23 protein-coding genes are annotated in these 22930 nt (G+C 62.0%); 4 read left to right on the forward strand and 19 right to left on the reverse strand.

Features of this window, described 5'->3' with window-relative positions:
- Positions 1 to 66: 66 nt before the first annotated feature.
- Genes ENJ54_02815 through ENJ54_02825 form a run of 3 tightly spaced genes read right to left on the reverse strand, consistent with a single transcriptional unit; the run spans position 67 to position 2538 of the window.
- A complete protein-coding gene (locus ENJ54_02815; GenBank protein HFC08778.1) occupies positions 67 to 831 on the reverse strand; it encodes a cyclase family protein in 765 nt (254 codons plus the stop codon).
- A 45-nt stretch (positions 832 to 876) separates the two neighbouring features.
- Positions 877 to 1416 carry a hypothetical protein gene (locus ENJ54_02820; protein ID HFC08779.1) on the reverse strand — a complete coding sequence of 180 codons (540 nt, stop codon included), beginning with the start codon at positions 1414 to 1416 and terminating at the stop codon, positions 877 to 879.
- A gap of 33 nt (positions 1417 to 1449) precedes the next feature.
- Positions 1450 to 2538, reverse strand: a complete 1089-nt coding sequence (locus tag ENJ54_02825) for an inositol-3-phosphate synthase (protein HFC08780.1) — start codon at positions 2536 to 2538, stop codon at positions 1450 to 1452.
- Positions 2539 to 2655: 117 nt separating this feature from the next.
- Here ENJ54_02825 and ENJ54_02830 point away from each other — a divergent pair, with 117 nt between their 5' ends.
- Both ENJ54_02830 and ENJ54_02835 read left to right on the forward strand, forming a co-directional pair.
- Entirely contained in the window at positions 2656 to 3912 is a 1257-nt protein-coding gene (locus ENJ54_02830; protein ID HFC08781.1) for a GAF domain-containing protein, read from the forward strand.
- A gap of 92 nt (positions 3913 to 4004) precedes the next feature.
- A complete protein-coding gene (locus tag ENJ54_02835) occupies positions 4005 to 5237 on the forward strand; it encodes an aminotransferase class I/II-fold pyridoxal phosphate-dependent enzyme (GenBank protein HFC08782.1) in 1233 nt (410 codons plus the stop codon).
- A 119-nt stretch (positions 5238 to 5356) separates the two neighbouring features.
- Here the strand turns inward: ENJ54_02835 and ENJ54_02840 are convergent, their stop codons facing one another.
- From ENJ54_02840 to ENJ54_02880, 9 genes are all read right to left on the reverse strand, one after another.
- A complete protein-coding gene (locus ENJ54_02840) occupies positions 5357 to 6505 on the reverse strand; it encodes an MFS transporter (GenBank protein HFC08783.1) in 1149 nt (382 codons plus the stop codon).
- On the reverse strand, positions 6502 to 7311 hold the full coding sequence (locus ENJ54_02845) for an alpha/beta fold hydrolase (GenBank protein ID HFC08784.1): 810 nt from the start codon (positions 7309 to 7311) through the stop codon (positions 6502 to 6504). The genes ENJ54_02840 and ENJ54_02845 overlap by 4 nt, the downstream gene beginning before the upstream one ends.
- Positions 7312 to 7409: 98 nt before the next feature.
- Positions 7410 to 8099 (reverse strand): SdpI family protein, encoded by a 690-nt coding sequence (locus ENJ54_02850; protein HFC08785.1) that lies wholly within the window; start codon positions 8097 to 8099, stop codon positions 7410 to 7412.
- 49 nt (positions 8100 to 8148) lie between these two features.
- The gene (locus tag ENJ54_02855; GenBank protein ID HFC08786.1) at positions 8149 to 9132 is read right to left on the reverse strand and encodes a slipin family protein; all 984 of its coding nucleotides are present in this window, start codon (positions 9130 to 9132) and stop codon (positions 8149 to 8151) included.
- A gap of 83 nt (positions 9133 to 9215) precedes the next feature.
- Positions 9216 to 9617, reverse strand: a complete 402-nt coding sequence (locus ENJ54_02860) for a GntR family transcriptional regulator (GenBank protein ID HFC08787.1) — start codon at positions 9615 to 9617, stop codon at positions 9216 to 9218.
- Between the two features lie 293 nt (positions 9618 to 9910).
- Positions 9911 to 11407: a c-type cytochrome gene (locus ENJ54_02865; protein ID HFC08788.1), complete on the reverse strand. Its 1497-nt coding sequence runs from the start codon at positions 11405 to 11407 to the stop codon at positions 9911 to 9913.
- Positions 11404 to 11898, reverse strand: a complete 495-nt coding sequence (locus tag ENJ54_02870) for a Rieske (2Fe-2S) protein (GenBank protein HFC08789.1) — start codon at positions 11896 to 11898, stop codon at positions 11404 to 11406. Before ENJ54_02870 ends, ENJ54_02865 begins: the two co-directional genes overlap by 4 nt.
- A 15-nt stretch (positions 11899 to 11913) precedes the next feature.
- Positions 11914 to 13218 (reverse strand): cytochrome bc complex cytochrome b subunit, encoded by a 1305-nt coding sequence (locus tag ENJ54_02875; GenBank protein HFC08790.1) that lies wholly within the window; start codon positions 13216 to 13218, stop codon positions 11914 to 11916.
- A 273-nt stretch (positions 13219 to 13491) separates the two neighbouring features.
- Positions 13492 to 14115 (reverse strand): ribonuclease H, encoded by a 624-nt coding sequence (locus tag ENJ54_02880; GenBank protein HFC08791.1) that lies wholly within the window; start codon positions 14113 to 14115, stop codon positions 13492 to 13494.
- Here ENJ54_02880 and ENJ54_02885 point away from each other — a divergent pair.
- Together ENJ54_02885 and ENJ54_02890 are read left to right on the forward strand one after the other, a co-directional pair.
- Positions 14114 to 15142 (forward strand): diacylglycerol kinase family lipid kinase, encoded by a 1029-nt coding sequence (locus tag ENJ54_02885; protein ID HFC08792.1) that lies wholly within the window; start codon positions 14114 to 14116, stop codon positions 15140 to 15142. The two genes, ENJ54_02880 and ENJ54_02885, sit on opposite strands and share 2 nt — an antisense overlap.
- Positions 15143 to 15148: 6 nt before the next feature.
- A complete protein-coding gene (locus tag ENJ54_02890; protein ID HFC08793.1) occupies positions 15149 to 16843 on the forward strand; it encodes a hypothetical protein in 1695 nt (564 codons plus the stop codon).
- Positions 16844 to 17128: 285 nt separating this feature from the next.
- On the opposite strand, the gene ENJ54_02895 is transcribed toward ENJ54_02890, so the two are convergent.
- From ENJ54_02895 to ENJ54_02925, 7 genes are all read right to left on the reverse strand, one after another.
- On the reverse strand, positions 17129 to 18022 hold the full coding sequence (locus ENJ54_02895; GenBank protein ID HFC08794.1) for a 2-hydroxy-3-oxopropionate reductase: 894 nt from the start codon (positions 18020 to 18022) through the stop codon (positions 17129 to 17131).
- A 20-nt stretch (positions 18023 to 18042) separates the two neighbouring features.
- On the reverse strand, positions 18043 to 19551 hold the full coding sequence (pyrF, locus tag ENJ54_02900; GenBank protein ID HFC08795.1) for an orotidine-5'-phosphate decarboxylase: 1509 nt from the start codon (positions 19549 to 19551) through the stop codon (positions 18043 to 18045).
- Positions 19552 to 19572: 21 nt separating this feature from the next.
- Positions 19573 to 20250, reverse strand: coding sequence for a hypothetical protein (locus ENJ54_02905; GenBank protein HFC08796.1), 678 nt, complete (start codon positions 20248 to 20250; stop codon positions 19573 to 19575).
- Between the two features lie 211 nt (positions 20251 to 20461).
- Positions 20462 to 20908: a DUF971 domain-containing protein gene (locus tag ENJ54_02910; protein ID HFC08797.1), complete on the reverse strand. Its 447-nt coding sequence runs from the start codon at positions 20906 to 20908 to the stop codon at positions 20462 to 20464.
- A gap of 21 nt (positions 20909 to 20929) precedes the next feature.
- On the reverse strand, positions 20930 to 21787 hold the full coding sequence (pheA, locus tag ENJ54_02915; GenBank protein ID HFC08798.1) for a prephenate dehydratase: 858 nt from the start codon (positions 21785 to 21787) through the stop codon (positions 20930 to 20932).
- A complete protein-coding gene (gene aroH, locus ENJ54_02920; protein HFC08799.1) occupies positions 21784 to 22236 on the reverse strand; it encodes a chorismate mutase in 453 nt (150 codons plus the stop codon). The genes pheA and aroH overlap by 4 nt, the downstream gene beginning before the upstream one ends.
- A gap of 18 nt (positions 22237 to 22254) precedes the next feature.
- Positions 22255 to 22749 (reverse strand): nitroreductase family deazaflavin-dependent oxidoreductase, encoded by a 495-nt coding sequence (locus ENJ54_02925; GenBank protein ID HFC08800.1) that lies wholly within the window; start codon positions 22747 to 22749, stop codon positions 22255 to 22257.
- Positions 22750 to 22930: the final 181 nt, after the last annotated feature.

Below are 22930 nucleotides of genomic sequence, written 5' to 3' on the forward strand. Positions count from 1 at the left end.
ATAAGAAAAGCGAGCCAAAAAACGGCCCGCTTTCTCGATTGTTACCTTTTGTTCAGGGCGTTGCGCTCAATCTTCCAAAATTGCCACCACGCGCGCGGGCCCGGCACTGCCGCGTTGAATTTTCAGAGGGAAGCAGGCCACTTTGAACCCAAAGGGCGGCAATTGATCTAAATTGACCAGCCGCTCGATCTGGGCATAGGGCAAATCCACCTGATGGGCCGCCCAGAAAATCCCCGGTTTACCTTCCGCCAACGCCTTCTGCGCCTGGAGATCCAGCGGCTCGTCCCAGCCCCACGCATCAATGCCCATCACGCGCACGCCCTGCTCATACAGCCACACGGTGGCTTCGGCCGTGACGCCCGGGCCACGGAACAGGTAATCGGGCGCGTTATAAAACGCATCCTGCCCGGTGCGCACCAGCACAATATCCAGAGGCTTCAGGGTGTAGCCGATACGGTCAAGTTCTTTTTGAATGTCCGCCACCGCGACCGGATTGCCTTTAGCCTTATGGGTCATATCCAGCACCACGCCATCGCTGAAGAACCATTCCAGCGGCAACTGGTCAATGGTTTGGGCGGGCTTTCCCTGAATGGTACTGTTGTAGTGATAAGGCGCGTCGACGTGGGTGCTGTCGTGCGTGCCGAGGCGGGTGATGGTTTCCGTTGCCCACCCCTCGCCGTGGCGAAAAAGCGTCGGAGGCACTTTCAACAGCGCCTGGGCCTGAGCCGCGCCGGCTTTGTGGTCGTGATATTCGATTTCCACCTTCAAAAAAGGCGGAGTGCCCTCGGGACTGGGGGCAATAGGCGCAGAAAGATCAACAAAACGGGGCATCGTATTCCTCCTTTCCGAGCAGGGGACTTTCCGAAAGGCAAGGGGCTACAAAACCAGCACCAGCAAGCCGCCCATCAAAAGGGCAAACAGGCCCAACAGTCGGGCCTGAGGCGCGCTCAGCCCCAGGAAGGCACCCACACGCAGGTGCAGCGGATACGTGAGGCGCGCCATCCGGCTGCCGTCGGGGAAGACCTGGTACACCCACAGGCTCCCCAGGTAAGAGCCCGCCGCCAGTGCATGGAGCCGCCAGGTGAAACGCGCCGGGGCAGATCGTCTCACCGTCAGGCTGACTTCGCCAGCAGGCGTGACGTTAACGCCGTTGAAAGTAAGACGGGCAACGAGTTGTTGCAAGTGTTGTGCAGAGCCAGAAGCGCGACCGGCAGCCGGTGTGGCAAGGGGCAAGATACTCAGTTGCGCGCGAGGGGCACCCCCGACATGCACAACGGTAGGCACCGAGAAAGCCAACCGCATCTCTCCCACATCGGCCGTGTAGGTGCGCCGGGGAGAAGGCCACAGCCCCCACCCCAGCAACACCACGCCTGCAGCCACCACCGCCCACCGCACCGCTTTGCTCAAAGCAGTCATGCTGTCACTCTGCCGACCCTCCGGCTGGCCGGCTTACGCTTCCTCTTTCTCGCCGCGGATGAACGCCTCAGTCATCTCGCGAGCGACGTCATCGCGGAACTGTTTGGGGGGCGTCTTCATGAAATAAGCCGCCGGGCCGATGAGCGGCCCCGCCAGCCCCCGGTCCAGCCCCAGTTTGGCACAGCGGATGGCGTCAATCATCACACCGGCCGAGTTGGGGGAATCCCACACTTCCATCTTGACTTCCACATTGAGGGGTACCTCGCCAAAGGTGGTGCCTTCCATGCGGATGTAAGCCCATTTGCGGTCGGTCAGCCAGGGCACGTAGTCGCTGGGGCCAACGTGGATGTTTTCAGGGGGCAACTGGTACGGCAACGTGCTGGTCACCGCGCCGGTTTTGGAAATCTTCTTGGATTCCAGCCGCTCGCGTTCCAGCATGTTGAGGAAATCGGTGTTCCCGCCAAAATTCAACTGGTAGGTACGATCGACACGCACGCCGCGGTCCACGAAGAGCGTGGTCAGCGTGCGGTGCAAAATGGTGGCGCCCACCTGCGATTTGATATCGTCGCCAATGATGGGCAGCCCGCGATCGCGGAAGCGTTTCGCCCAATATTCCGAACTGGCAATGAACACCGGAATGCCGTTCACGAAGGCCGTCCCGGCTTCCAGCACCTGCTCCACATACCACTTGGTCGCCATTTCCGACCCCACGGGCAGGAAGTTGATGACCACGTCGGTACCGGTATCCTTGAGAATTTTGACGATGCCGGCCGTGGGGCCAGGGGCCTTCTTGAGCACCTGGGAGAGATATTTGCCCAGGCCGTCGTGGGTCATACCGCGATAGACCGGTACGCCCAGGTGGGGCACATCGGCAAACTTATAGGTGTTGTTGGGGTAAGCAAAAATGGCCTCGGAAAGGTCTTTGCCCACCTTGGTATCCACCACGTCAAAGGCGGCAGTAAACTCAATGTCGCTGATGTGATAGCCCCCCAGGTTGACATGCATCAGGCCGGGCACGATGTCGTCGTCTTTGGCGTTGCGATAGAAATGCACCCCCTGAACGAGGGCCGAGGCGCAGTTGCCCACGCCGATGATGGCTACACGGACTTTCTTATCTCCCATGATGTGCTGCCTCCTGAAAAAATGGGGTAAAGTCGGCGTCGGTGGGCCGGGCACCCATCCCACCGAACGCTGTAAAGGCTCCTGCTATGCTATAATCTCGCTGTGGAGGATTTTCCCATGCGCACCCACGACCGCGTCCATCGCCTGGAACGGCTGCTGGAAGTCAGCCGTACCCTCAGTACCACCCTGGAACCCCAGGCTGTGCTGGAAGCGGTCATTCAGGCGGCAATGGAACTCACCGAAAGCGAAGCCGCCTCTATTTTACTCTACGATGAGGAAAGCAACCAACTCCATTTTGCCGCCGCGACGCCGGGGCATTGGGAAATTCTCAAAGATCAAGTCGTCCCGCTGCAAGGGAGCATTGCGGGGAAAGCCTTAGCCCAACGCAAGCCAATCATCGAAACCAACGTGGCACGCTCGCCCCAGCACTTTCGGCAAGTGGACGACTCTTTGCGCTTCACCACCCGCAATCTCATTGCCGTGCCCCTGTTGCTGGAAAAACGCCCTCTTGGCGTGCTGGAAGCCCTCAACAAACCTGACGGCTTTACCGCTGAAGACGCCGACACCTTGCAAACGCTGGCCGCCCATGCGGCCATTGCCCTCCACAATGCGCGCCTGATGAAAGAGGCCCGCCAGGCTTACGAAGCCCTGCAAAGAATCGACCAGATGAAGTCCGATTTCATTGCCATTGCCTCCCACGAACTGCGCACCCCTTTGGGCATCATCCTGGGCTACGCCACCCATCTGCAGGAAGTGCTCGATGAGCCCTACAAAGGGCCAATGCAAACCCTCACACGGGCAGCCCTCCGCCTGAAAGACATCGTTGAAGAACTCAGCCAGATTGAAAACTACCAACAGGGGCGCACGGTCCTCCTCCTGCAGCATATTGACTTGAACAGGCTGTTGAAGGAGGCAGTAGAGGCCTTCCGGCCTCAGGCTACTGAGCGACGCATTCAACTGGAACTCCACCTTCCGGAAGCCCCCACCCCCGCTGAAGTAGAGCCCGAAAAAATTCAGGTGTTGTTGCGCCACCTGCTGCAAAACGCCATCACCTTCACCGACCCCGGCGGGCACGTCGATGTAACCTTGCAACCTCTGGAAGACTACCTCCAAATTCTGGTCACCGACACGGGCATTGGCATTCCGGCGCAAGACCTGCGCCGCATTTTCGAGCGTTTTTATCAGGTCGAAAAGCACCTCACCCGCCGCCACGGCGGGCTTGGGCTGGGGCTTGCCATTGCCAAAGCCATGGCCGAGGCCCACGGCGGCACCATCTGGGCCGAGAGCGAAGAAGGCAAAGGCACTACGATGGTGGTCGTGCTTCCTCGCAACCCCTCACAAGCCTCGCCCATGCAACACATCCTCCAGGTGTAAACCGCGGGTCCCCCGCGAAGCCGCCAACCGCGCGGCGCAAAACCACTCTAATCCTCGAATACGCAAGGAGCCAAAAGATGAGCCACGCAGAAATGGATTGGTCGCGCCTGGGTATGAGCACCCTGGCCGTCCATGTGGGCGAAGGGCAAGACCCCAACCATGCCCACGTCACACCGATTTATCAAACCTCGACGTTCAGTTTCCCCGATGTGGCCACCGGGGCTGCCCTTTTTGCCGGCAAAGGGGAAGGCTACATCTACACCCGCATCGGGAACCCCAACAGCAAACACCTGGCCCGCAAGATCGCGGCCCTGGAAGCCTATGATTTGCTCCGCCAGCATCCCGAAAAAAGCCTCGACGAACTGGTGGCCGGATGGGTGCTCTCGACCGGCATGGGCGCGGTAAGCACCGCCATCATGGCACGCGCCAAAGCGGGTGACACCGTCATCGCGCAAGAAGTCGTCTATGGCGGCACCTTCGAATTCCTGCACACCATTGCCCCCCGCCTCGGCATTGAGGTGGTGTGGGTCAAGGGCACCGACCTTGATAGTTGGGCTGCTGCCTTTGAAAAACACCCCAAAGCACGCCTGGCCTATGCCGAAACCCCGGCCAACCCTTCGATGAGCATTACCGATCTCGCGGGCGTGGCAGAAATTGCCCATCAGTACGGTGCGTGGATGTGTGTGGACAACACCTTCGCCACGCCTTACTGTCAGCGCCCGCTTACTTTGGGCGCTGATATTGTTTTACACTCCACCACCAAATACATCACCGGGCACGGGGTGGTGGTCGGTGGAGCGGTGGTCAGCCCGCACCTGGAATTCATGCACACCGAGTTCAAGAAAGTGCTCAAGAGCGTGGGCACTTCGCCCAGCCCCTTCGACACCTGGCTGACCAACATTGGTTTGAAAACTTTCGAGGTCAGAATGCAGCGACATTGCGAAAACAGCATGGCCGTAGCCCGTTTTTTAGAAAAACACCCCAAAGTCGCCCGGGTAATGTACCCCGGCCTGGAAAGCTTCCCGGGGCACGAAGTCGCCAAAAAGCAAATGCATTGCTACAGTGGCATACTCTCCTTCGAACTCAAGGGTGGCCTCAAAGCCGGGGTAGCCCTGATGGAACACGTCCGGTTGGCGACTCTGGCCGTGAGCCTGGGCAACGTGGACACCCTCATCGAGCACCCCGCCAGCATGACCCACGCCGGGGTTCCCAAAGAGGAGCGCGAGGCGATAGGCATCACCGACGGGCTGGTACGGCTCTCGGTGGGCATCGAAAACACCGAAGACATCCTCGCCGACCTCGAAGACGCCCTTGCCAAAGTCTAACCGCCCCTTTCGAGGCACGCGGGGAGCGCTCCTTTTCGCCTCCCCCCTCGACAAAAGCCCTCCGCCCTGTTTTAAACAAAACCAAAGCGGAGGGCTTGCCTCTTTCCCAAAAGAGCGGGTTACGAGGTCTGTTTTCGCGAAACCTTAGCGCGCCGCCAGCGGGGATGAAAGGGCAAATTACCCAAAAGCAACAACGGCAGGAGCCACGCCGCCCAACGGAAGGCGCTTTCTGGCGAGCGGGCATACATCCATCCAGCCAGGGTGGAAGCCAGAAACACCGCCAGCCCCCCCATGGTTTCGTTGAGGCCATACGCCAACCCCATCGCGGCTTCACTGACCATGCTCCGCACCTCTGCCGCGGCCATCGCCTTGGAGGCCCAATAACCGCCTGCGAAGAAATAGGCCGCGCTATACATCCACATCCCGTTGCCTTTCCAAATCAACAAGGCAAACAAGCCCCCCGAAATCTGGGCCAGCAAAAAGCCTTCCCACGCGCCAAAACTGCCTAACACCAGGCTGATCACCACCATTCCGCCACGAGCCAGCGCCCCCAGGGTGCCAATATCGCCCAGAGAAACATGGCGCACATCGCGCAGGAAATTCGGCGCCAGGGGTTGCGGCAAATAGAGCACCAACATCACCACGAACACAAACCCCATGAACGCCCAAAACCGCGGCGAGAAGCGCCGCCCGTTGGCCGCCTTTTCGGCAGGGTCAGACGCCACGACCGGCTGCGGGTGAATGAAAAGCACCACCACCACCGAGATCATGAAAATCAGTGCCGCCACCTGATAAATGGTTGCCAGCCCCAGCCGCTGGCTAACCTGCCCACCGGCGAGCGACCCCAGCACTGCCCCGGCGTTGAACGAGGCCGAAGTGATCGTCAAAGCGCGCTGCACGCTCCAGCGCCCCCGCGCCGCGGTGACGTAACTATTCAACGGGGCAATCACGAAAGCCGAAAGGTTGTAAAGCACCGCGCCCACGGCAAACACGGGCAATGAGCGCGCCAGCGCCATCGTCCACGCGGCCACCAGGCCGGTAAACCACGAAGCCCACATGACAGGCCGGCGCCCAAAGCGGTCGGCCGCCGCCCCCGCCGGAATGTGGGAAAGGCTCAGCACCAGGCCACCCACACCCAGAATTACCCCGATGACTTCCGGCGACGCGCCCAGTTTCTGCAAATACAGCGGTTGGAAGTAAAAGAAAAGCCCCTCACCAATGCCCCAGATGAAGAGCGAAATGCTCAAAAGGCGCAGGTCGCGATTCATGCCTCCCCCTCGGCCACGGCTTCTTTCTGAGAGGCGGACGTTCCCGCCGCGGCCTCCAACGCAATTTCGGCTACAAACGCGCCGACAGCACGCGCCACTTTCTCCCGCTCTGCGTCCAAGGTCACCACATGGCTGCTGCGCTCCACCCACACCAGTTGCTTGCGGGGGCTTCCCAAAGCAGCGTAGATGCGCTCCGCGTTTTCGGGTTGCACATAGCGGTCGTTGCGGGAATGCAACACCAACGCGGGCGCCTGGATCGCCGGCAAGGCTTCCCGCAAGACGCCGAGCATTTTCACCAGTTCCAACACGCTGCGGGCAGGGTTCACCGGGTAGGCCACCCGCCCGCGGAAACCTTCGGGGTCGTACACTTTCCCTTCCCCCTTGGGGAAGTAAGGCCGCACCAGCCCCAAGAGCCGCTCACGAGGAGTGATTTCCAGGGCATACGGGGCAGCCATGCTTACCACGGCCATCGCCGGTTTGTAAGCGGCCAGCAACAACGCCACCACGCCGCCCATCGAAAGGCCCACGACGGCAATGCGCTGATGCCCCGCGCTGCGCAGCAAATGCCAGCCATCTTCGGCCGAAGCCAGCCAGTCTTCCCAGCGCATGTGCGCCATGTCTTCCGGCGTGGTGGCATGTCCCGCCAGCCTGACGCCCAAAACCGTGTAACCGTAAGTGGTGTGGAGATATTCGCCCAAGCCGCGCATTTCACGCGGCGTCGCCGTAAAGCCATGCACCAGCAGGCAGGCCGTTGGGTTCCCCGGAAAGAGGAACGGCTCAGCCGTGGGGATCAAGAGAGATTTCATCGCCACCTCCGAAGCAAAGCGCAAAGGTAGGATAGCACAAAAAAGCCGCAAGGGCAACCAAAATGCCCTTGCGGAAAAGGCCCCCTTAGCGGAGCCCCTCAGCGTTGCTCGCCGCGCTTTTGCTCAGCCTCGTAGGCGAAGTAAGAATACACCACCACACCCACGGCCGCCACCAGCACCAAGGCCACCCCCAGCCACATGAGCGGCTCCCAGAACACGCCCAACACCGTGATGAGGCCCGAAGCCATGAAGGCGGGCGCGGCCAGGCGATGGGTCTTCTCCCACACCGCAGGGCTGGAAAGCGTCCAAGGGGTACGGATGCCGACAAACCAGTTAGGCCGGGCCTTGCGGAGCAAGGCGCCCGCCGCGATGAAGATCGCGCCCAGCGCAGGGGCGAGCGTCTTTCCCACAGGAAGGCGATAACCCAGGTTCCAGGCCAGGGTGGTGAAATCCGCGTAGGCAAGGAAAGCCACCACGGCCACCACAAAGGCGTTATAGATGGTGCGGAAGGCGGCGTAGTTCTGGCGGCGGGGGTCGATGGAAGGAGTCAGCCAGAGCAAGGCCGCCACCCCAACCGAAAGCAAGGGCACCAGCCAGGCGCCCCAAAAGCGGGACATGCTGCCGTTGGGCTGGCCGTTGATGCCCCAGTGGGTGGTCATCACCGCCGGCAAATGGGGATAAACCACTGCCGTCACAGCGATCATCGCGGCCAAAATTGCCGCCATCCATCCAAGCGCTGCTTTGTTGCTCATAGCAACCTCCTTGGGCAAACGTTTCACATGAAACATAGCCTGCGAAACACCGTCCGCGGGTTTCACGTGAAACCTTGGGAAAGCATTATCCCGCGGGCTGGTTGGGCGCTACAGCGGCGGAAGCCCCGCCTTCGGTCGCGCTTCCCGCCGAAGGGGTTTCCTGAGCCGCCGTCTGCTGGCCGCTCAACGAAACCAGACCACTCAGCCCGCCCAGGTTCATCGTCTCTACCGCGCTGCTGGGCACAATGACCAGTGCGCCTTTTTCTTTCAGCCCTTCGAAGAGCATGTTCATGGCCCGCAGGTGAAGCGCAGTGGGGTTTTCCGCATAGGCTTTGGCCGCTTCAGAGAAACTCTCGGCAATCTCAACCTCCGACTGCCCCAAAATCACCCGCGCCTGGCGCTCGCGCTCCGCCTGGGCGCGGCGGCTCATGGCCTCTTCCAAATTGGGCGGAATCACAATATCTCGAATTTCCACCGATTGCACACTCACGCCCCAGGGCGTCGTGCGCTCGTCGATGATGTGCTGCAGTTCCTCATCCATTGCCGCGCGGCCAGTGAGAATTTCGGCCAGTTCCTTTTGACCGATGATTTCCCGCAACGCCGTTTGCGCGGCCCACGAAACCGCGGCCTGGTAATCTTCAACTTCCAGCGCCGCTTTTTCAGCATCGAAGACCATCCAAAACAACACCGCATCAACATCAACCGGCACGGTATCTTTGGTGAGCGTTTTTTCAGCCCGAAACGGCGTAACCATCACGCGCTGGTCAATCCACGTAGCAATGGTGTCGACCACCGGCACAATCCAGAACAACCCCGGGCCATACAGGCCGCGGAACTTACCCAGGCGCAACACCACGGCCTTTTCCCACTGATTGGCAATTTGCCAGGAAAACAAAATGTAAAGAGCCACCGCAGTGAAGAAGCCCACCCAAACGCCAGCCACCGTATCGCCATAACGGGGCTGCAGCCAGAACGTTCCACCGACAGCAATGCTTTCCAGCACGAAGAAGGCCAGCAAAGCCACAGGCGCAATGTGCGAAGGGTTAGCCGCTTTGGCTTTGGAAGACATGATCTTTTTGGGCATGACGAACCTCCAGGGGAAGAGAAATGAATCGCGTTACGGGCACACAAGCACGCTCAGGCCGAGGAGGATTACGGTGGTTCATCTTCCTGCCAGGCGCGCCGCAGCGCGGCCACCACTTCATCGACTGTGAATCCCATCTCACGGGCCTGCGCCGCCAGTTGTCGCGCCAGCAGCCGCAGGGTCTCACGCTTGAGGGAAGCCTCAGCCTGGGGCGAAGCCGGGGCCAGCACAAAGGTGCCGCGCCCATGCTGCACGGAAATCAGCCCGTCTTCCTCCAGCAGCCGATAGGCCCGGGCCACGGTGTTGAAATTGATGCGCAAATCGGCTGCCAGTTGACGCACGGTGGGCAACTGGTCACCAGGCTGCAGCACCCCGCGGCTAATGAGCACGCGAATCTGGTTACGAATCTGCTCTGTGATGGGGGTGCGCTGGCGGAAATCCACTTCCAGCGGCAGGCGACGCAAAGGCACCGACACAACCAACTCCCTTTCAGCCGAAAGTATCAAAGTATCTTTGTATCATTGTATCACAGACAGGCAGGTTGTCAAGAGCAACAGAGCGCAGTTTCCTCACTTCTAAATCTGTGGTTTACCCGCCAGCGGCAAGCAGTGCTCATAGCCGTGCCATCCCCCTCGCTTCTCTCCCATACGCGGCACTCCGCCAGGGCTTGCGCAAGAGGGCGGCAACGACAAGCCCTGGCGGAGGGTGGGGCAAAATCTTATGAGACGTGCTCAAAAAGCATTCAGCGTGGCAGGCCGCGCGGCTATGCTCGCCACCTGGCCCCAACGAACCCCACGCCAGTGAGGAAAACGCCTGCGAAGACGACGCTTCCAATCAACAGCAACGCATAGGTATCTTCCCACCACGGCGGCGGAGGGGGTGGTTGCATCCACTGCGGCGTGTGGCCGGCAGCAAACCCGGGTGGGCCGCTCTGGCTTTCCGCGGGGCCAGCAGGGGGAACCGCGGCCTCGGTGGTGGGCTGGGCGGCAGGCGTGGTCGGGGTGCCGGGGGTGTTGGTGGCGAGAGAAGTCGGCATGGGCTGGGGGGCAACCGCCGTAGGGGTTTGCCGTCGCCAGCGCGGGCCGCGGCCACCTTGCCCTTGATCCTCGCGCATCCACGGCGGCCCACCGCCGCCACCTACGGCCGTCGTGCCCATAGGCTCGTTGCCCGAAAGCGCCCACCACGGCCCCCCGCCTTGGGCTGCGGGTTCCGCCACTTCGGGCGCGGTGGGTTCCCACGATCGGATGTAACCCACAATGGCCTGGATTTCCGCCTCGGTCAGGCGAGTGCCCCAGGCAGGCATCGCCGTGCCCGGGACGCCGTTGGTGATGATTTGCTGCAACGCCAGGTCGCTGGTGCTTTCCAGGTAGCCTTTCACGTTGAGGGCTGGCGCACGACGCGTGCCTTGTCCGTTGGGGCCGTGGCAGAAGGAGCAGTTTTGGGCAAAGAGCTGCTCGCCCAAGGCCAGGCTTTCCTCGGTCACGGGAATGGGCTTGTCTGGCTCGGGGATGGCACCGCTGGGCACTTCATCCCAGCGGGTCAACAGCGCAAGCAGCGCCTGAATCTCCTGGTCGGCGAGGACATTGTCCCACCCGGCCATCAGGGTGCCTCTCACACCATAGCGGATGGTGCGCTCCAGGGTTTCGGGAGCCGTCGCGCGCACCTGGGGCGTGTTGAGTGCCGGGGCGAGGTTCGTGCCCTGCCCGTCAGGGCCATGGCAGGCCACGCATTCCCGGGCATAGACTTGAATGCCCTGCGCCAGCAGGTCGCCGTCAGGCAAGGCTTCCACCGCCGTCAGGATTTTGGCGTCGGGCTCCGAGGTAAAGGGGACGGTGGGGGCCAAGCCAAGGTTGACCACCCGGTCTTGCACTGCCTGCCAGTCGCCGTAGCGAATGAGCTGCACCAGTTCGGTGATCTGGTAATCGCTAAGGGGGCCGCCGTCTTCCATGTTCCAGGCGGGCATGGCAGTGTTGTAGAGGCCGCGGGAGATGATTTTGTGCAGGCTGTCGGGGTCGGCTTCTCGCAGGTCAGGACGGTCGAGGGCGGGCGTTGCGCCGATACCTTCGCCGCGGATGCCGTGGCAGACAACACAGTTCTCCGCGTAGATGGTCATGGCGTCATCCAACTGCCGCGCCAAAACGGCTTGTTGCGCAGCCTCCAACCGCTGGGGTTCGGTGCTCTGATACCACCACAGGGCGCCTGCCAGGAAAAACGCAGCACCAATACCGAGAAGAGTTTGCACAATAACAGAGAGTTTCATGGATACACCACCTGAGAGGGCTCAAACGCGGCGCGCGAAATGGGTTTGCTGGTATCCACTTTTACCATGCCGTCCTCGAAAAAGACACGGAAGAGGTCAAGAGGGCGAGGCGCTGGAGGATTGAGCAAAGCACCCTCGGCGGTGAACTGCGAGTTGTGGCATGGGCAGATGAACTTGTTTTCTTCCTGCCGCCAGGGGACCGTGCAGCCCAGATGGGTGCAGCGCTGGTAGAGGGCAAGGAAGCCCCCATCGGTCAGGCGGGAAAGGTAGAAACGGCCATTGGGAATATGCGTTACCGAGCCGGGCGGGAAGTCGTCAATAGCGCCCGCGGTGATAACGCCGCCAAACTCGCCTTCGGTTTGGCGAGGGGTCATGTAGCGCAATACTACGCCGCCAATCTCGAAAGTCAACAGGCCGCCTAAAGCCACGCCGCCCAGTTTCAGGAAATCACGGCGATGAATGGGGGTTGTTTTTTCGTGGGATGTGCTCATGGCAACCTCCAAAGGTCATCCGTGGGATGGCGGCATGTTCCAAGGCCAATACAAATCCATGTTCGGCCCGCGAAAGAACACGCCCACCACTGTCAGGACGACAAAGGCAGTAAGCAGGAAAATCACCCAGAAGAGCACTCGCTCCTCTTGGGTGGTCGGGAGGGCTTTTTTCAGAAACGTGTGCAGCAGCCAGGCCCCCATCAGCAAGAGCGCCAGGGGCAGCACGCCGTTGGAAAGCCAGGTCGGCCAGTTCGGAAGCCAGCCCACCCAGTCCAACCAAAAGGCGTCGGCGGCAATCCACGCGGGGGTGAGAAGCAACGCCAGGCCCACCGCCATCAACGCCAGGAAACGCCCGCGACGGCTGCGGAAGTACACGCCGACGCTCTCGGTCTCCGTATCCCACCACGGCAGTGTGGCGAGCGCGAGCAGGGCCACGGTGGGGATGATGATAGCAGCAATCAGAGGATGAAAGTGCAGCAGCAATTCCTGCAAACCCGCGAAGTACCACGGCGCTTTGGCCGGGTTGGGGCTGACGTTGGGGTTGGCAATGCCTTCCAGCGGCGCGGGGGTGGTCATCGCCCAGCCTACCAGCAGCGCCGTCCACAGCAGGGCATACACGGCCTCACAGCGCACCAGGTGGGGAATGGTCGTCACCCGTTTCAGGCCGCGCTGCAACACCTCGCCCGGCGCTTTGGGGATGCTAAGGCCGCCGTCCTTACGAATGCGCCAAAAATGGTAACTGGCGAGCAGCACCAAAGAAATCGGGATAATGCTAATGTGCAAGGTGTAGAAATTGAGCAACGTGCGCCCGCTGACTTCCGGGCCACCCAAGAGCATCCGACTCAAAGTGTCGCCCACCCACGGGATGTAGGCGACGATGCCGGTGCCCACGGTGATCGCCCAAAAAGCCAGTTGGTCCCACGGCAAAAGATAACCGGTGAAATTTGCGGCAATCACCAGCAAGAAGAGCGCAATGCCCACCACCCAGTTGGTGTGGCGTGGGCGGCGGTAAGCGCCGGTGAGGAATACCCGCAACAGGTGCAGCGTGACGGTGACGATGAGCAGGTTGGCTGCCCAGTGGTGAAGGGCACGGATGAAAGAGCCAAAGGGTACCTGGCTTTCCAGTTGCAAAATGTTCAGGTAAGCCTGAGGCGCGCTGGGGGTGTAATACATCTCTAAAAGAACACCCGTCGCGATGAGGAGCAGCAAGAGGAAAGCGCTCAAGCCGCCCAACCCCCACGTGTAAACAAATCGCAGCGTGCGCTCAGGAACTTTGGTGGGGTGGAGATGAAGGACAATATTGTCCACCACCATGCGCATTCGGCTGCGATCATCTTCAGGGATAGAAAGCAAACGCTTTACCTGAGAAGTTGCTGGACGCTTTTGAGGGGGTTGCGGCTGAGGGGGCTGTGAGGTGGGGGATGTAGAGGAAAAGGGAGGAGACAATGGAAACCTCCTGTAAAAGAATTCTAAACCAAGCAGCAGCGGTAGAGAACCCAGCGTTATTCCATTATATCAAGGACTTCAGCTACAAATTGTACAATCCGGGGTTTTCTTTGCCGGTGACCCTCGGCGGCAAGGGGTAGGTTTCCTCTACTTCCGATTGAAATCTGCCGGAATTTCCCCCCATAGCCGCGTTTCCCACCGTAGCACCGGCGCGTGCTGCGGATGTGCAGCCAGCCACTCCTCGGCACGAGCCACAAGCACCCATACCGCTTCGGTTTCCGGCGTGCGCGGCAGGCGGCTGTTGCAGCGCCTCTTCGCCACCCAGCCGCGCGCCACGCGCGAATCCGAATACACCGGCCATGTCAGGCCGCGGGCTTCCAGCCAGGCCAAGGCGTGCACAATCGCCAGAAACTCGCCGATATTGACCGTGCCCACCGCAAAAGGCCCCTGGCGAAAGATCTCCTCTTCGGTATCCACCCGCACACCACGGTATTGCATCGGCCCGCGCGCCCCCGCCGCGGCAGCATCCACCGCCAGGCTGGGCAGCACCGGCTTGCGGGCCGCCGTGCGCCAGCGCCCCAGGGAAGCCGGCTTGCCCGCCCGGGCCGCGTAGCCTTCCCGCCAGGCGCGCTCGGCCTCTTCGCGGCTGGCAAAGCCCTTGTATTGCGCCCCCGAAAAGCCTTCCACCTGGGCACGGGCGGCTTCCCACGAAGAAAACACACCGGTCTTGCGCCCCCTCCAAACGACGTAAAAACGCTTACGCTCACGCATGGGCTGCTCCTGCCCCCTGCTGCCAGGGGAAATGCTGTATAATCCTACCACACACCCCAATTCTATCCCTTTACAGGACACCATGCCCGACAAAACCCTTGTCATCCTCAACCCCAATGCCGATGTCGGCCACGCCTGGCGGCGAATTGCCGACCTGCGCCCCCTGGCCGAAGAACTTACCGATGGCCGCCTGGACTGGGCGGGCACGGTTTACCCCACTCACGCCACCCGCCTGGCCATGCAGGCCGCCGAACAAGGCTACGGCCGGGTCATCGCGGTGGGCGGGGACGGCACAGTGCACGAAGTTGCCAACGGCCTGCTGCGCCTGCCGCCGGAAGCCCGCCCCGTGCTGGGCGTTGTGCCGCTTGGCTCGGGCAACGACTTCGCCCACGCCATTGGCCTGCCCCCCGACCCTCACAAAGCGCTGGAAATCGCCCTCACCGCCCCGCCACGCCCCGTCGACGTCATGCGCGCCGAAGACGAGCACGGCCGGGTGGAGTTCGTCGACAACACCTTAGGCATTGGCTTCGACGCCATCGTCACCATTCGGTCGCACCAGTTGCCGGTGGTGCGCGGCTTTGCCATGTACCTGACCGCCGTGCTCCAGACCATCGCCTTCGACCTCCACGCCCCCCACTTCCGGCTGGAAATCGACGGCCAGCCCCGCGAGAGCGAACTGCTCATGCTGGTCATCGGGAACGGCCCGCGAGAGGGCGGTGGCTTCCTGACCACACCCGCCGCCCGCCCCGACGACGGCCGGCTGAACTACCTCGCGGTGGGGCGCATCCCCCGGCTGGGCATGTTGGGGTTGGTCACCAAAGTCATGCACGGCACGCACGGCAGCCACCCCGCGGTCGAAATGGACGATTTCCGCACCCTGACGTTAGAAGCCGACCGGCCACTGCAAATTCACATGGATGGCGAAATCTTCGCCGACTTCGACACCCATGTGCACCACCTGAAAGTGGAAGTGGTGCCTCAAGCGCTGCGCGTGGCGGCGCCGCCGGCCGACGGCAGCCCCCCCTGATTGACCATGCCCTCCCTCCACTACCACCTTCGTCAGGCCGACCTGGGCCTGTTGCGCATCTTCGCCCGCACGTGGGGCGTGCCCGAAACCTTCCCCACGGTGGCGGCAGGGGCCGATGCCCTGGAAGCCGCGATGCGCACACCCACTGAGGCCGAAGCCGTGCTCGCCCGCCTGCCGGAAGATGCCCGCGCCGCGCTGGAAGCCCTCCAAGCCCGGCAGGGCCGCTTGCCGTGGGCCGAGTTCGTGCGGCGCTTCGGCCCTTTTCGCGAAATGGGCCCCGGCCGCCGGGAGCGGGAAAAACCCCACGAACAGCCGGTTTCCCCCGCCGAGGTGTTATGGTACGCCGGTTGGGTCGGGCGCGCCTTTCTGGAAGGCCCGGAAGGGCCGCTGGAATTTGCCTACATCCCCGACGAAATGCGCGCCCTGCTCCCCCCGCCGCCGCCCCCGGAAGCCGCGCCGCTGGGGCGTCCTGCCACCCGCGACGAGCGCGCCTTCCCACAGCCTTCCCACGACCACATCCTCGACCACCTGACTACCTACCTTGCCGCCCGCCGCGCCAACCGCCCCCTTGAAGACATCCCCGACCGGAAAGCCTGGAGCTACACCCCCGCCCACCTGGAAGCGCTCGCTCGCGCGTTGGGTGTGCTCACCTCCGCCGGCGAGGTGGACACCGCTGCCGTGCGCGCCTTCCTGGAAGCGCCGCGTGGCGAGGCGTTGTTCCGGCTGTTTACCGCCTGGCGCGAAGGGCTGGCCTTCAACGACCTCAAACTGATGCCCGGCGTGGTGGCCCAAGGCCCCTGGGAAAACGACCCGCGGCGGGCGCGCGAGGCCGTGCTTGGCTGGCTGACGCGCTTGCCCGCCAACACCTGGTGGAGCCTGGAAGGGTTGATCGCCGCGGTGCACCAATGCTGCCCCGATTTCCAGCGCCCCGCCCCCGGCGATTACGACTCATGGTATTTGCGCGCGGCCGAAAGCGGCAAAACGCTGACGGGCTGGGAGCACTGGGACGCCGTCGACGGCGCCCTCATCCGCTTTGTGCTCACGGGGCCCCTGGCCTGGATGGGCGTGGTGGCCTTGGCCGCCCCCACCAAAGGCGCACCGGCTGCGGCTTTCCGGCTCACCCGCTGGGGCAAGGCATTGCTCGCGGGGAAGGCCCCCGCGGGGCTGGCAGCCGAAGACCAGCCGCTCATGCTGCGGGCCGACGGGCGGCTCTTCGCGCCGTGGCGCAGCCCCCGGGTCGTGCGCTACCACATCGCTCGCTTCGCCGAATGGGAAGGCACCGACCGCAGCGGCTACCGCTTTCGGCTCACGGCGAGGGCCTTGCAACGGGCCGCCGAACAGGGCATCGGCGCCGACCGGGTGCTGGCGCTGCTCAAACAGCACACCCGCGCCCTGCCCAAAACCATCGTCCAGGCCGTCCGCCGGTGGGAAGCCGAAGGGGTTCAGGCCACCATCCGGCCGATGGTGGTGTTGCAAGTGCGCGACCCGGCCATTTTAGAAGCCCTGCGGAAGAGCCGCGCGGCGCGCTTCCTGGGGCCGCTTTTGGGCCCCGCGGCGGTCGCCATCCGGCGCGACGCCGCGCCGGTCGTGCTATCGGCCCTGGCCGAAATGGGCTATTTTGGGGAAATCGAGCCTCAAAGCAAGGCACTTTCCGAAAACAAGCCATCAAAAGAGGGAAAATCAAATAAACAAGCATCGTAAACCCCCAAAATGGCAAAAAGGGCGCACAAAGGTGCGCCCTTGCGTTTTTCGGGCAAGGAGAGGCTACTGAGCCGCCTGCATGGCCTCTGCTAACCCCGGTTTCGGATCATCTCTTTGGCAGTGTTTCGTGCTGAGCAAAGCGTCCCAAGCGAAAGCGCGGGCGTGGGTGAGCGCTGCAGTCGAAGGACGGAATGAAGTCAAATCCGAAACGCCACGCACAGCGCGTTTCGACTGCGCTTGCTTCGCAATCTCCGCTCAAGGCGCTTATTCGAAACTCAGGTGCTGCTAAGCCGTCGTCTTCAGCGTCGTGCCGGTCAAAGCCTCATACACCGCCACCACAGCCGAGTTATCCAGATCGCCGAAGCCGAGTTCCTGCATCGAGCGGAACAGTTGGGTATGGGCGGCGGTGGAAGGTAACGGCATGCCGTAAGCGCGGGCCGTGTCGAGCACAATATCCAGGTCTTTGAGCATCATGTAGGCCTTGAAGCCAGGCTCACGATGGCCCGCAAAGAGGCGCTGGGGCTTGGTATCCAGGGTCCAGCACTGGGCTGCCCCGCCGCGAATGGCTGCCACCACCCGCTGAGGGTCCACACCCGCCTTCTGGGAAAGCAACAGCAGTTCGGCCATTGCCACCATTTGCGCCGCCACCATAATCTGGTTGGCAGCCTTGGCAACCTGCCCGGCGCCGGCTCCGCCAATGTGGGTAATGGAGCGTCCCTCAGCCTCCAACACAGGCCGGGCTTTTTCCAGCGCCTCGGCCGGGCCGCCCACCATGATGGTCAGCGTGCCTTCGCGCGCGCCAATATCGCCGCCGCTGACCGGCGCATCCAGGCACTGCACGCCCTTTGCCCCCAGCACCTCGGCAATGTGGCGCGCGGTTTCCGGCTTGATGGTGGAATGGTCGATGAAAATCATGCCAGGGCGGGCGGCCTCGATGATGCCGTTTTCGCCCAATGCCACGGCTTCCACATCGGGCGAATCGGGCAGGTTGGTGATGACGACATCCACCTGAGCCGCGACCTCCTCGGGGGAAGAAGCCGCCACCGCCCCTTCCGCGGCCAATTCCTCTACCGCGGCCCGCGAGCGGTTGTGCACCACCAGCGGGAAGCCGGCTTTCAAGATATTGCGCGCCATGGGCTTCCCCATCAGGCCCAGGCCAATGTAACCCACACGTAACATATTGACCTCCAGAGAAGTGTTTACGCCGCGGCGGAAGCCTGGGAAGGCGGGGCATCCAGGAAGCGTCGCACCGCGGCAAGATGGTCGGGAGAAACCAGGCGTTCGGTTTCCCACAAATCGAGCAATTCGGTGAGGGTGAAGACGGCATGCAAACGCAAGCCACGGGCCGCCAGTTGTTTTCGCGCGCCCGACTGGCGGTCAATCAGCACGACCACATCGCGGACCTGCAGCCCCACGGCCTGCAGTTTCTCGGCGGCCTCGAACTTGCTGCCGCCGGTAGTCGCCAGGTCATCGAGCATCACTGCCGTTTCGCCCGCTTCAAAAACGCCCTCGACGGCTGCTCGCGTGCCATAGGCTTTGGCCTCTTTACGCGGGTAAATCAGCGGCACGCCCAGCCGCAGGGCCACGGCCGTGCCGATGGGCAGCGCGGCGTAAGGCAAAGCCGCGAGGCGCTGAAAGGCCAGCGGCGCGAGCAGGTCGGCATAAAGCATAGCAACATCGCTCAGCAGGCCCGGGAACGAAGCCAGCCGCCGCAGGTCAAGGTAGATGGGCGATTGCAGCCCCGATTTGAGCGTAAAGCGCCCAAAACGCACGCAGCCGGAAGTCACCAGCCGACGCGCCACTTTCACCCGCAAGGCTGCGTTGGGAGGCAGGGGTGCAGGCGGCGTTTCCAGCGAGGCCGGTTGCCGGGAAGGAGCAAAAGCCACCCGGGCAATGCGTTCCCGCAGCAGGCGGGCAGCGTCGGCGGGAGCCTCTGCCCGGCTGATGCCGCGCGAAACCGCGACAAGCATGCCCAGACCATCGGCGCGCAAGCCCACCGTCAGGGCGGCTTCCAAATTACCGCCCTGCGCCCCCACACCCGGGGCCAGGAACCACAGGCCGGAAGCCGCAGCCCGCAGGCGCTGCAAGGCTTCCAGGTGGGTTGCCCCCACCACCAGCCCGACGTGTCCCGCCGCGCCCCACGTTCGCGCCAGGGCGGCTACACGCTCGTAAAGCAGCCCGCCTTCCGCCAGCGGCGCATCCTGCAAATCGGCACTGCCGGGGTTAGAGGTTTTCGCGAGCAAAAAAACGCCTTTGTGGGGCGTTTCCAGAAACGGCAGCACGGCATCGCGCCCGAGGTAGGGGTTGACGGTGAGGGCATCGGCGCGCAGGGTGTCGAAGGCCGCATGAGCATACGCACGCGCGGTGGAAGCAATGTCACCGCGCTTGGCATCCAGCACCACGGGAAGCCCCGTAGCATGGGCCGCGGCAATCACCTCAGCCAAGGCCTCCCAACCCGCCGCGCCGTAAATTTCAAAGAAAGCCGCATTGGGTTTGAAGGCCAGGGCAAAGGGCGCGGTGGCATCGATCAGCCGCAGGCAGAAATCGCGCGCGGCCGCTGCCGTGGGTTCCGGCAGGTCTTCAGGGTGCGGGTCAAGCCCCACGCACAGCAAGGTTTCCCGCTCGCGCGCCAGGGCTTCCAAAGCATGGGAAAAAAGCGTCACTTCAACCTCCGCGCGAAGGGCGCGTGGCCGCACCACGCGCCCCAAAAAGACCTCACGCCGCGCAGTTTACGGGCGGCGCACGACGAAGTTGTCGAACAAAATATCGGTGCCTTTTTTGTCGAACGTCCCGGCCATCAGGCCGCCATCGCCCGAGGGGGCAATGCGGTCGTCGGTGACGGTGAGAATGCGCTTGCCATTGACGGTGAGCGTCAGAGTATTGCCCACACAACTGGCCTCGATGTGATATGTCACCCCTTCGCCCTGGGGCAATTTATCCGTCGGCACCATCTTGCCTTCTTTGTTGAGCATCTTCTGGTCACCTTTGAAGACGATGCCGATGCCCGCGTAGCCATCGTTGCTGATGACGAAGAAGTAATAGTTGTCTGCGTCGTGATAGCGGCAAATCACGCCAAAATCGTTATCCAGCGGGCCACTGTTGCGGACAGCATCCACAGCCACCACCACATCCCCATCGAAATTCTTGCCGGGGTTGGCCCAAATGTCGGTGTTGCTCTCATTAACCAGAATACGATAACGACCATCGACGTAATCGGTCATGCTGCCGCTGGGGTCTTTGACCCGGTCCCATCCGCTGCCGGTATCGGAGAAATCATCGCGAAAAAGCACTTTGCTTTGTGCAGCGGGGGTAGGCGTCGCCTCTGCCGAAGAACCACCGCCAAAACTGAAACTGCAGGCGATGACCACCAGCGCGAGGCCGACCAGTAATAACCATAAACGTTTCATACAAGTCACTCCTTTTTCAAAGGGGCGGCGTGTCTTGCTTTTGACAGGGAAAACACACCCAAGGGATCGGGGGCAACTGCGCCAAGCACGCGCCAGGTTAAGGAAAAGCCTGCATGTATTGTAGCATAAGGAAACAACAGGCATGTGCTTTAGCCAAAGCACATGCCTGACACAACCAGGGGGCTCAAAAAGTCGCTCCGGGGCCTCAGGCTTACAATTTAAACTCCATCGGCACCTGAGGTTTGGGCGGGTTGAGCCGCCGCTCGATTTCCCGCGCCAGCGTTTCCTTGTCGGGAATCAGCCCCTGGGCTTCACGCTCGCGCTGGCAGGCCTCACAAGGGCAGAGTTTGCGCAAATAGCCCCAATTGTAGATACCGTAGTGATGGCCGTCTTCCCAGATGATGTTGAAGCCATAGTTGCCCACAGGGTCAATGGCTTTGATGTGTGTGCGAGGCGAATCTTCTTGGGGGAGAAAGAAAACCACCGGGTCAGGGTCTTTGCGCATGTTTTCGTGGCCGCCGGCGCACTCAGCGCAGGGACAGGCGTGGCGCAGCAACGAAAAGGAATACACGCTCACGTGGCCGTCTTCCCACACAATGGTGAGTTCGGCTTTCTGGCGGTCAGCAGTAATGCTGGCAGGTTTGATCATCGCGGTCATGAGATGCCTCCACGGGGAAGTTCAGGTTTCCTCAAGAGAGGAAGCCGTCGCGCCTGAAAGGGGGTTTTCGGCCGCGGGGTAAGAACCCAACAATTTGAGGAAAGCCGCTCGTGCCAGCAGCCCCACCAACGCTTCTGCACAGCGCGGCTCCTGCCATGCCCCTTCGCAATCCAGGTAAAAAACGTAATGCCACGGGCGGTTGCGCCGGGGACGGCTTTCCAGTTTGGTGAGGTTGAGGCCGCGGCGGGCAAATTCGTTCAGGCAAGCCACCAGCGCGCCGGGGCGGTGCGGTACGGCAAAGACCAGCGAGGTTTTCATGTGCGGCTGAGGTTCGGCTTCCTCATAGCCCACAACGAAGAAACGGGTGACATTCCAGGCTCGGTCTTGCACATCGGCCGCCAGCACCTGCAAGCCATAGATTTCAGCAGCCAGACGGCTGGCGAGCACCGCCACGCCAGGCTGGGGCTTCGCGGCAAGGTCTTTGGCGCTACCGGCGGTATCATACCACGGCTCGGCGCGCCAGCCATGGGCTGCAAGGTAATCTTCACACTGGGCAAGGGCTTGCGGGTGTGAGCGCACGGTATGGACGTCTTCCAAACGCGTGCCTTCCGGGGCCATAAGATGGTGGCGCACGGGCAAATACACCTCGCCGCTCACCCGCAAATCGTGCGCCAGCAGCAGGTCATAGGCTTTGTTGATGGAACCCGCGACTGCATTTTCCACCGGCAACATGCCGTAATCGGCCTGGCCGGATTCCACCGCGGCAAAAATGTCCTCAAACGTGCGGCACGGCAGGGTTTCGACCGCCTTGCCGAAATGCTGCCGAATGGCCTCTTCAGAATACGCGCCGTGCTCGCCCTGAAAAGCGACGGTGGTCATGGGGCTTGCTCCTCGCGCTGCTCGAAAGCGGCCAGTTGCGCGGCAATCCACGCTTCCAGTTCCCCCCAGTTGACCTCTTGCAAGTGAATCTGGTCGGGGCGCAGTTTGGCCGCTTCGCCGAGGTAAACATGCACGATTTCCTTCTGGCTTTTGGTGGTGTTCCAGTGTATCAGCACCCGCACCACCCGCGGCATCTGGCCCGGCACGTTCATTTCATGGCCGCAAAGCAGAGGCACCTCGCGCCACCCCAATTGCCGCGCCGCCAGCGCGGGGAATTCCGCGTTCAGGTCGGTGGTAGTGGTGAGAATCACACTGGCGACATCTTCCGCCTGAATGCCGTTGACGTGAATCATCAACGCCAGCAGGCGGCGGGTTTCGCGCAAAATGGCTTCGGCGGTATTTTCCGGCACGGTGGTGGCACCGCGCACGCCACGGCACATCAAGGGCATGGTTTCCTCCGTGAAAAATCAGGCTGGCCCAAGCACCTGAAAGCGCACCACCGGAATGGCACGGCTCAGGGTTTCCAGGCTTTCTTCGCTGCCATCGTAATCGTAATGCAGCAGGTGGGTGAGTTCCTTCAGCGCACGCGGATGCTCGCGGGCATATTGCCGGAAGCGCGTCAGCGCCTCGTCATGGGGCAGCCGCGCCGCGCGGGCGCGATAACGCCGCCTGCCCACCCTAATGACCACCTCGGGCGTGTGCATCACATTGCGGAACCAGTCGGAACGCTCGCCAAAGCCGGAACCGACCACATAGGCCAGCGGGTCGGTTTCTTTCAGCATGACTTCCAGCACAGCCTGCCGCACCTTGCCGCTCTTGCGCCCAATGTGGTTGAGGAGCAAAAACCGCTCACCCAGCAGAAAGCCCAGCCCCAGGCGATACAGCCAAATCGGCAGCCTCCAGGGAATGGCCTTCAGGCCACGCGGCGGTGCAGGGGGTTGCGGTTGTGTGCCCATCATCATCTCCTTGAGGAACGCGCACCGGCTATGCTTGTTATATGGGGAGCACTCAAATGTTGTAGAAAAGGAGTCCTCTGGTATAACAGAGATAAACGCATCATCTATCTCTCACCAAAGGACTCCCAAATGAAGTCTACCACAGAACGCATCACCCAAATCAAAGACCTCATCGTTGCTGAACTTC

Source organism: Chloroflexota bacterium, from assembly GCA_011322445.1.
In the GTDB taxonomy this organism is placed as follows: Bacteria; Chloroflexota; Anaerolineae; order Anaerolineales; family DRMV01; genus DRMV01.

What these genes read in the sequence shown, in the direction of transcription:
- ENJ54_02815 (HFC08778.1), bottom strand. Translation starts at nt 831, where the DNA reads ATGCCCCGTTTTGTTGATCTTTCTGCGCCTATTGCCCCCAGTCCCGAG.
- ENJ54_02820 (HFC08779.1), bottom strand. Translation starts at nt 1,416, where the DNA reads ATGACTGCTTTGAGCAAAGCGGTGCGGTGGGCGGTGGTGGCTGCAGGC.
- ENJ54_02825 (HFC08780.1), bottom strand. Translation starts at nt 2,538, where the DNA reads ATGGGAGATAAGAAAGTCCGTGTAGCCATCATCGGCGTGGGCAACTGC.
- ENJ54_02830 (HFC08781.1), top strand. Translation starts at nt 2,656, where the DNA reads ATGCGCACCCACGACCGCGTCCATCGCCTGGAACGGCTGCTGGAAGTC.
- ENJ54_02835 (HFC08782.1), top strand. Translation starts at nt 4,005, where the DNA reads ATGGATTGGTCGCGCCTGGGTATGAGCACCCTGGCCGTCCATGTGGGC.
- ENJ54_02840 (HFC08783.1), bottom strand. Translation starts at nt 6,505, where the DNA reads ATGAATCGCGACCTGCGCCTTTTGAGCATTTCGCTCTTCATCTGGGGC.
- ENJ54_02845 (HFC08784.1), bottom strand. Translation starts at nt 7,311, where the DNA reads ATGAAATCTCTCTTGATCCCCACGGCTGAGCCGTTCCTCTTTCCGGGG.
- ENJ54_02850 (HFC08785.1), bottom strand. Translation starts at nt 8,099, where the DNA reads ATGTTTCATGTGAAACGTTTGCCCAAGGAGGTTGCTATGAGCAACAAA.
- ENJ54_02855 (HFC08786.1), bottom strand. Translation starts at nt 9,132, where the DNA reads ATGTCTTCCAAAGCCAAAGCGGCTAACCCTTCGCACATTGCGCCTGTG.
- ENJ54_02865 (HFC08788.1), bottom strand. Translation starts at nt 11,407, where the DNA reads ATGAAACTCTCTGTTATTGTGCAAACTCTTCTCGGTATTGGTGCTGCG.
- ENJ54_02870 (HFC08789.1), bottom strand. Translation starts at nt 11,898, where the DNA reads ATGAGCACATCCCACGAAAAAACAACCCCCATTCATCGCCGTGATTTC.
- ENJ54_02875 (HFC08790.1), bottom strand. Translation starts at nt 13,218, where the DNA reads ATGCGCATGGTGGTGGACAATATTGTCCTTCATCTCCACCCCACCAAA.
- ENJ54_02885 (HFC08792.1), top strand. Translation starts at nt 14,114, where the DNA reads ATGGGCTGCTCCTGCCCCCTGCTGCCAGGGGAAATGCTGTATAATCCT.
- ENJ54_02880 (HFC08791.1), bottom strand. Translation starts at nt 14,115, where the DNA reads ATGCGTGAGCGTAAGCGTTTTTACGTCGTTTGGAGGGGGCGCAAGACC.
- ENJ54_02890 (HFC08793.1), top strand. Translation starts at nt 15,149, where the DNA reads ATGCCCTCCCTCCACTACCACCTTCGTCAGGCCGACCTGGGCCTGTTG.
- ENJ54_02895 (HFC08794.1), bottom strand. Translation starts at nt 18,022, where the DNA reads ATGTTACGTGTGGGTTACATTGGCCTGGGCCTGATGGGGAAGCCCATG.
- ENJ54_02905 (HFC08796.1), bottom strand. Translation starts at nt 20,250, where the DNA reads ATGAAACGTTTATGGTTATTACTGGTCGGCCTCGCGCTGGTGGTCATC.
- ENJ54_02910 (HFC08797.1), bottom strand. Translation starts at nt 20,908, where the DNA reads ATGACCGCGATGATCAAACCTGCCAGCATTACTGCTGACCGCCAGAAA.
- pheA (HFC08798.1), bottom strand. Translation starts at nt 21,787, where the DNA reads ATGACCACCGTCGCTTTTCAGGGCGAGCACGGCGCGTATTCTGAAGAG.
- aroH (HFC08799.1), bottom strand. Translation starts at nt 22,236, where the DNA reads ATGCCCTTGATGTGCCGTGGCGTGCGCGGTGCCACCACCGTGCCGGAA.
- ENJ54_02925 (HFC08800.1), bottom strand. Translation starts at nt 22,749, where the DNA reads ATGATGATGGGCACACAACCGCAACCCCCTGCACCGCCGCGTGGCCTG.